This window comes from Streptomyces sp. OfavH-34-F (assembly GCF_022347745.1).
In the GTDB taxonomy this organism is placed as follows: domain Bacteria; phylum Actinomycetota; class Actinomycetes; order Streptomycetales; family Streptomycetaceae; genus Streptomyces.
On sequence record NZ_JAKRGC010000305.1, the window covers coordinates 1 to 7,840 of the forward strand.

Annotated in this window: 5 protein-coding genes and 1 pseudogene; 3 read left to right on the top strand and 3 right to left on the bottom strand. The window is 72.5% G+C overall.

What is annotated here, in order from left to right; translation table 11 throughout:
• The 3 genes from MHW47_RS29080 to galU form a co-directional block, all read left to right on the top strand.
• The coding region (locus MHW47_RS29080; RefSeq protein ID WP_239226740.1) for a hypothetical protein at positions 1 to 854 on the top strand (854 nt) is incomplete at its 5' end.
• 39 nt (positions 855 to 893) lie between these two features.
• Entirely contained in the window at positions 894 to 2,894 is a 2,001-nt protein-coding gene (locus tag MHW47_RS29085; RefSeq protein WP_239226741.1) for a glycosyltransferase, read from the top strand.
• A gap of 48 nt (positions 2,895 to 2,942) precedes the next feature.
• On the top strand, positions 2,943 to 3,857 hold the full coding sequence (galU, locus tag MHW47_RS29090; RefSeq protein WP_239226742.1) for a UTP--glucose-1-phosphate uridylyltransferase GalU: 915 nt from the start codon (positions 2,943 to 2,945) through the stop codon (positions 3,855 to 3,857).
• A gap of 101 nt (positions 3,858 to 3,958) precedes the next feature.
• Here galU and MHW47_RS29095 read toward each other — a convergent pair whose 3' ends face one another.
• From MHW47_RS29095 to MHW47_RS29105, 3 genes and pseudogenes are all read right to left on the bottom strand, one after another.
• Entirely contained in the window at positions 3,959 to 6,088 is a 2,130-nt protein-coding gene (locus tag MHW47_RS29095; protein WP_239226743.1) for a 3-hydroxyacyl-CoA dehydrogenase NAD-binding domain-containing protein, read from the bottom strand.
• Entirely contained in the window at positions 6,085 to 7,311 is a 1,227-nt protein-coding gene (locus MHW47_RS29100) for an acetyl-CoA C-acyltransferase (RefSeq protein WP_239226744.1), read from the bottom strand. Before MHW47_RS29100 ends, MHW47_RS29095 begins: the two co-directional genes overlap by 4 nt.
• A 254-nt stretch (positions 7,312 to 7,565) precedes the next feature.
• Positions 7,566 to 7,840: pseudogene (locus MHW47_RS29105) on the bottom strand (ribonuclease D); the annotation flags it as partial.

The following is a 7,840-nucleotide window of genomic DNA, read 5'->3' on the forward strand; positions in this document are numbered from 1 at the left end:
GGCGCACCGCCGGTGGCGGCGCCCCGGCCGCGGAACGGCCCCGCCCCACCGCCGACTGCCGGCTGCTGCCCGACGGGGCCTGGGAACTGACCCTGCACGGCGTGTCCGGCGCCCGCCTCGTCCGCGTCAAGGACGAGAGCAAGGGCGGCGACGCGATCGACTTCCCGGTGGGGGGCGGCACCCGGGCACAGATCGACGCCCGCGCCCTGGCCGGCCTGCGCGAGGGACGCGCCGACCTCTACGCGGTCGACGGCAAGGGCAAGGAACGCCGCCTGCGTTACGGACGGTGCACGCTCGGCGGCGCCCGCGACGTCGGCCACCTCAGCGACCTGGACCACTTCCACTGGGCCCTGCCGTACGCCACCGAGGGCGGCTATCTGCGCCTGCGCGTCTGGTCCCGGCAGAGCCACGCCGAACTGGTGACCGTCGGCTACACCGACACGAGCCTCTGGCTCACGGGCTGGCTGCAGGGCCAGTGGCAGCCCGGCGGCGAGTGGCTGCTGCTGCTGCGCCGCCGCCAGGAGCCGGCCCGCACCCTCGCGGTCGGCCGGGCGCGCTTCGAGGACGGCTGGTTCGGCGCGGAGCTGAGCATGGACGAGACGATGAGGGCCCGGCTGTTCATGCGGGAGAACTGGGACGTCCTGCTCACCGACGGCAGCGGCGGCGAACCGGTCAGGGTGGCGCGCATCGCCGACGACCAGGTGATGCGGCGCGATGTGCAGCGCTTCCCCGAGCTGGTGCGCGAGGAGCCCGCGCACCTGTTCGGCCCGGACGTGGGCCGGGCCGTCGTCGGACTGCGCCCCTACTTCACCGCCGACAACGAACTCTCCGTCGTGGTGTCCGAGCATCACTGACAGCGGCCCCAACGGCCCTCGAGAACCCAGAGGACACTTGTGCGGATCTCCTTCCTGCTCCACAGCATCGACAACTTCGGCGGGGTGCCGCGGGCGACCAGCAGCCTGGCCTCCGCACTGGCGGTCCACCACGACGTGGAGATCGTCTCGATCTTCCGGACGGCGGACCGGCCGTCCTTCGCGCCGACCGCCGACGTCACCGTGCGCCACCTCGTCGATCAGCGCGACGGTGCCCCGAAGTCCACGAACGCCAAGCCGTCGCGGATCATGCCGCACGAGGACGGCTGGGCGGACCGCTACAGCCAGGAGACCGACGAGCTGATCCTCGGTCACCTCGCGAGCACCGATGCCGACGTCGTGATCGTCGCCCGGCCCACGCTGGCCGCCTACCTCATCGCCCACGGCCGGCACGGCTACGCGCGGGTGGTCATCGACCACGAGGGCTCGATGGTCCCCTCCCAGGAGCTGCGCGACCGCACCCTGGAGCTGTACCGCGAGATGGACGGAGTCGTCTGCCTCACCCAGGCCGACCTGGAGAACTACCAGAGGCAGCTCGGCGAGCAGGCGCCCCCGTTCGCGGCCATCGGCAACATCGTGCCGCCGCCCGCCCGCCACGCCCCGGTACGGGGCCTGCCGCTGATCGCGGCCGCCGGGCAGCTCGTCCCCCGCAAGGGCTTCGACACGCTGATCAACGCCTTCGCCCTGGTCGCGCCGCACCACCCGCAGTGGCGCCTGCGCATCTACGGCCGCGGGCCCGAGCAGGCGCGGCTGCACGAGCTCGTGCACGCGCACGGGCTCAGCGACTCCGTCCGGCTCATGGGCGCGCTGCCCGACCTCACCGCGGAGTGGGACAAGGCCGCGTTCGCGGTGAGCGCGGCCCGCCGCGAGTCCTTCGGCCTCACCCTGGTGGAGGCCATGCACCACGGGCTCCCGGTGCTCGCCGCCGACGCCCCCTTCGGCCCCGGCGAGATCGTCGTGCCGGGCCGCAACGGCATCCTGGTCCCGGTCGGGGACGAGGAGTCCATGGCCCAGGCGATGCGCTACCTGATCGAACAGCCCGCCGTGCGGGACCAGCTGTCCGAGGGCGCCTACGCCTCGGCCCCGCTCTACAGCGCCGAGCGCATCGCCTTCCGCTACGACGCGTTCCTGCGCGACGTGGTGGCCGCCGTCCCCAAGGCCCCGGCCACCGCGGCCCCGTCCGCCGGCCCGTCCGGTGTGCCGGCGGAGGTCCTGGTCCGCGGCGACGGCGCCATCGAGGTCCGTGCCGTACTGCCCCCCGGTGCCGAGCCCCCCGCGCTGTGCGTCACCCTGCGCAAGGCCGAGGCGCCGCTCGTCAGGCTGGCCGCCCTCGGGACGTCGGCGGACGAGGCGACCGGCGTCGTGCGCGCCGTGTACGCGGTCCCCGCCGAGCCCGCGGTCCTCGCCGAGGGCCGCTACGACATCGACGTGGAGCTGCCGGACGGCCGCCGCCGGCCCCTCGACGTGGAGAACATCCACACCGGTGGTCTGCTGGTCCGCCGCATTCCGGCCGAGGGCCCCGCGTACTGGCCCGTGCCCTACCGCACGGCGGACGGCCATCTGTCCCTCTTCGTACGCCACCGCGTGGAGCACGCCGAGGTGCACGCCGTGGTGGTCGGGCAGGACGGCTGGCTGGTGCGCGGCAGCCTGATCACCCCGCCGGGCACCGACCTGTCCGGGCTGCGGCTCGCGGCCTCGCCCCGCAAGGGGAGCGCCGCCTCCACCATCGCGGGCCAGGTCTCCGTGGGGTACGAGGGGGCATTCGAGGCGCACCTGCCGTTCGCCGGAGTGGTCGCCGCCTCGTCGGGCGGCCACGACGACTGGGACCTGTGGCTGGAGCGCGAGCCCGGCCTCCCGCGCATCCGCCTCGCGCGCTTCTTCGACGACATCCTGGAGCGCAAGCGGATCGACGTCTATCCCACCCAGCGCTGGCACCACCCCACCCAGGGCCCGACCCGCGGCCGGGTCTTCTTCACGCCGGGCAACGAGCTTTCCTTCACCGTCAGCCCCGACAAGGGCTGACTTTCCGTCACACCGTCACATCAGCCATTCGCTGTGGAGTACACGTATATGCACACGCACCACCGCCAGACCCGCAAGGCCGTCATCCCGGCGGCGGGTCTCGGCACCCGCTTCCTCCCCGCGACCAAGGCGACTCCCAAGGAGATGCTCCCGGTCGTGGACCGGCCCGCCATCGAGTACGTCGTGGCGGAGGCCGTGCGGAGCGGACTCGACGACGTGCTGATGGTGACCGGCCGCAACAAGCGGGCGCTGGAGGACCACTTCGACCGCGCCTACGAACTGGAGCACCTGCTGGAGCTGAAGGGCGACTCCGGCAAGCTGTCCCAGGTCCGCGAGTCCAGCGAACTGGCCGACGTCCACTACGTACGGCAGGGCAACCCGCTCGGCCTCGGCCACGCCGTCCTCTGCGCCGAACCGCACGTCGGCGACTCCCCGTTCGCCGTCCTGCTCGGCGACGACCTCATCGACGAGCGTGACCCGCTGCTGGCCCGGATGCTGGAGGTCCAGGAACAGCGCGGCGGCAGCGTCGTGGCGCTGATGGAGGTCGAGGACGACCGCACCCACCTGTACGGATGCGCGGCAGTGGCCCCGCTGGACGACGAGGCGGGCGACGTGCTGGCCGTCACCGACCTGGTGGAGAAGCCCGAGCCCGGCACCGCGCCCAGCAACCTCGCCGTGATCGGGCGGTACGTCCTCGCCCCGGAGATCTTCGACGTTCTGCGCGAGACCCCGCCCGGCCGCGGCGGCGAGATCCAGCTGACGGACGCGCTGCGCCAGCTCGCCCTCGACCCGGCGCTCGGCGGCCCCGTGCACGCCGTCGTCTTCTCCGGCCGCCGCTACGACACCGGGGACCGGGGCGACTACCTGCGCACCGTCGTCCGGCTGGCCTGCGAGCGCGAGGACCTCGGCCCGGAATTCCGTACCTGGCTGGTCGACTTCGTCAAGGAGGAGGGCATCCTCTGACGGAGGCCGTCCAGGTCCCCGGCGGGCGGCCGGGGACCGCACGCACGAGGGCCGTACGGGAAACCCCGTACGGCCCTCGCCGTGTTCTCGGCCCGGCGGTGTTACGCCGGAACGCTCGCCACGCCCTGCGCCAGGAACTTCTTGCCGTTCACCCGCTCCGACACGCCCTCGCGGTCCAGGTACGGCGTGATGCCGCCCAGGTGGAAGGGCCAGCCGGCGCCGGTGATCAGGCAGAGGTCGATGTCCTGGGCCTCGGCGACGACGCCCTCGTCCAGCATCAGGCCGATCTCCTGGGCCACCGCGTCCAGGACGCGGTCGCGGACCTGCTCCTCGGTCAGGACGGTGTCGCCCTGCTTGAGGAGGGCGGCGACCTCCGGGTCCAGCTCCGGCTTGCCGGACTCGTAGACGTAGAAGCCGCGCTTGCCCGCCTTGACGACGGCCGCCAGGTTCTCGGAGACGGTGAAGCGCTCCGGGAAGGCGCGGTTCAGGGTCTCGGAGACGTGCAGGCCGATCGCCGGGCCGACCAGCTCCAGGAGCACCAGCGGGGACATCGGCAGGCCGAGCGGCTCGATGGCCTTCTCCGCGACCTCGACCGGGGTGCCCTCGTCGATGACGTTCTGGATCTCGCCCATGAAGCGGGTGAGGATGCGGTTGACGACGAACGCCGGGGCGTCCTTCACCAGGACCGCGGTCTTCTTCAGCTTGCGGGCGACACCGAAGGCGGTGGCCAGCGAGGCGTCGTCCGTCTTCTCGCCGCGCACGATCTCCAGCAGCGGGAGGATCGCGACCGGGTTGAAGAAGTGGAAGCCGACGACCCGCTCCGGGTGCTGGAGCTTCGACGCCATCTCGGTGACCGAGAGGGAGGAGGTGTTGGTGGCGAGGATCGCGTGCGCCGGGGCGACGGCCTCCACCTCCGCGAACACCTGCTGCTTGACGCCGATCTCCTCGAAGACCGCCTCGATGATGAAGTCGGCGTCGGAGAAGCCCTCCGCCTTGTCCAGCACACCGGAGACCAGGGCCTTGAGGCGGTTGGCCTTGTCCTGGTTGATGCGGCCCTTGCCGAGCAGCTTCTCGATCTCGGCGTGGACGTAGCCCACACCCTTGTCCACGCGCTCCTGGTCGATGTCGGTCAGCACGACCGGCACCTCCAGGCGGCGCAGGAACAGCAGGGCGAGCTGGCTGGCCATCAGGCCCGCGCCCACCACGCCGACCTTGGTGACCGGGCGCGCCAGGTTCTTGTCCGGGGCACCGGCCGGGCGCTTGGCGCGCTTCTGGACCAGGTTGAACGAGTAGATGCCGGAGCGCAGCTCGCCGCCCATGATCAGGTCCGCCAGGGCCTGGTCCTCGCGGTCGAAGCCGGCGGACAGGTCGCCGTCCTTGGCCGCGGCGATGATCTCCAGCGCGCGGTACGCGGCCGGGGCGGCGCCGTGCACCTTGGCGTCGGCGATGGCGCGGCCGCGGGCGACGGCCTGGTCCCAGGCCTCACCGCGGTCCACGTCGGGGCGCTCCACCGTGACCGTGCCGTTGAGCACGTCGGCGGTCCAGACGAGGGACCGCTCCAGGAAGTCGGCGCCCTCGAAGATCGCGTCGGCGATGCCGAGCTCGAAGACCTGCGCGCCCTTGAGCTGGCGGTTCTGGTTCAGCGAGTTCTCGATGATCACCGAGACCGCGCGGTCGGCGCCGATCAGGTTCGGCAGCAGCGCGCAGCCGCCCCAGCCGGGCACCAGGCCGAGGAAGACCTCGGGCAGCGAGAACGCGGGCAGCGCCTTGGAGACGGTGCGGTACGAGCAGTGCAGGCCGACCTCGACCCCGCCGCCCATCGCCGCGCCGTTGTAGTACGCGAAGGTGGGCACCGCCAGGCCGGAGAGCCGGCGGAAGACGTCGTGGCCGCCCTTGCCGATCGCCAGCGCGTCCTTGTGCTCCTTGAGCAGCTCGACGCCCTTGAGGTCGGCGCCGACCGCGAAGATGAACGGCTTGCCGGTGATGCCGACGCCGGTGATCGCGCCGTCGGCGGCCTCCTTCTCGACCTGGTCGATGGCGGCGTCCAGGTTCGCCAGCGACTGCGGCCCGAAGGTGGTGGGCTTGGTGTGGTCCAGGCCGTTGTCCAGCGTGATCAGGGCGAAGCGCCCCGCACCGGCCGGCAGGTCCAGGTGGCGTACGTGGGCCTGGGTGACGACCTCGTCCGGGAACAGCTCGGCCGCACCCTTCAGAAGCTCGGTGGTGGTGCTCACTTGTCGCCTCCGGCGTTCTCGAAGTGCGGGTTCTCCCAGACGACCGTCGCGCCCATGCCGAAGCCGACGCACATGGTCGTCAGGCCGTAGCGGACCTCCGGCTGCTCCTCGAACTGGCGGGCCAGCTGGGTCATCAGCCGGACACCGGAGGAGGCCAGCGGGTGGCCGTAGGCGATGGCGCCGCCGTACTGGTTGACGCGGGCGTCGTCGTCGGCGATGCCGTAGTGCTCCAGGAAGGCCAGCACCTGTACGGCGAACGCCTCGTTGATCTCGAAGAGACCGATGTCCGAGATGGACAGGCCGGCCTGGGCGAGGGCCTTCTCGGTGGCCGGGATCGGCCCGTAGCCCATGACCTCCGGCTCCACACCCGCGAAGGCGTAGGAGACCAGGCGCATCTTGACCGGCAGGCCCAGCTCGCGCGCGACGTCCTCGGCGGCGAGCAGCGAGGCGGTGGCGCCGTCGTTGAGCCCCGCGGCGTTACCGGCGGTGACCCGGCCGTGGGCGCGGAAGGGGGTCTTCAGGCCGGCCAGGGACTCCATCGTGGTGCCCGGGCGCATCGGCTCGTCGGCGGTGACCAGGCCCCAGCCCGTCTCCCCGCCCTCGGGGCTGGTGCGGCGCACCGAGATCGGCACCAGGTCCTGCTGGATCTTGCCGTTGGCGTACGCCTTGGCGGCCTTCTCCTGCGAACGCACCGCGTAGGCGTCGGCGCGCTCCTTGGTGATCGTGGGGTACCGGTCGTGCAGGTTCTCCGCGGTCATGCCCATGAACAGGGCGGACTCGTCGACCAGCTTCTCCGACACGAACCGCGGGTTGGGGTCGACGCCCTCGCCCATCGGGTGGCGGCCCATGTGCTCGACACCGCCGGCGACGACGACGTCGTACGCGCCGAAGGCGATGGAGCCGGCCGTCGAGGTGACGGCGGTCAGGGCGCCCGCGCACATGCGGTCGATGGAGTAGCCCGGTACGGACTGCGGCAGCCCGGCCAGGATGCCCGCGGTGCGGCCGAGCGTGAGGCCCTGGTCGCCGATCTGCGTGGTCGCGGCGATGGCGACCTCGTCGATCTTCTTCGGGTCCAGGTCCGGGTTGCGGCGCAGCAGCTCCCGGATGGCCTTCACGACGAGATCGTCGGCGCGGGTCTCGTGGTAGATGCCCTTCGGGCCCGCCTTGCCGAACGGGGTGCGGACGCCGTCGACGAAGACGACGTCCCGGATGGTACGAGGCACGATGGCTCTCCTCCAGGGTGCGGGATGGCACTGCTGCGGGGCGCGCCCGGAGGCACGCCGCTCCGCTCATGCTACTTGCGGGTAACCAGACTGCCCACCCCCTGTGGCCGGAGCGGCGAAGGTCACACGGGGAAACTGCCCGCCTCCGGCCGCCCCGTACACGGCGCATGGCCCGGACGGACTCGGTTCCGAGTCCGTCCGGGCCATGCGGGAGCCGCGCGCGCCGCGCGGAACCTGGCGTGAATACGCCCCTGTCACGCGGGTCCGGTGAGCGCCCGGAGCAGCAGCGGCGCCACCTGCTCGATCTGCCAGTGCCGCGCGCCGTACCCGGCGAGGGCCGACTCCACCGTCTCCGGCGTCGGGTTCTTCGGCGGCTCCCAGCACACCCGGCGCACCGTGTCCGGCGTGATCAGGTTCTCCTGGGGCAGGTGCAGCCGCTCCGCCAGCGCCGAGACCGCGGTGCGGGCGGCGGAGAGCCGGGCGGCGGCGGCCGGGTCCTTGTCGGCCCAGGCGCGCGGCGGGGGCGGTC

Excerpts from the sequence above, each read along its gene's own strand:
- galU (WP_239226742.1), top strand. The coding sequence starts at position 2,943 with ATGCACACGCACCACCGCCAGACCCGCAAGGCCGTCATCCCGGCGGCG.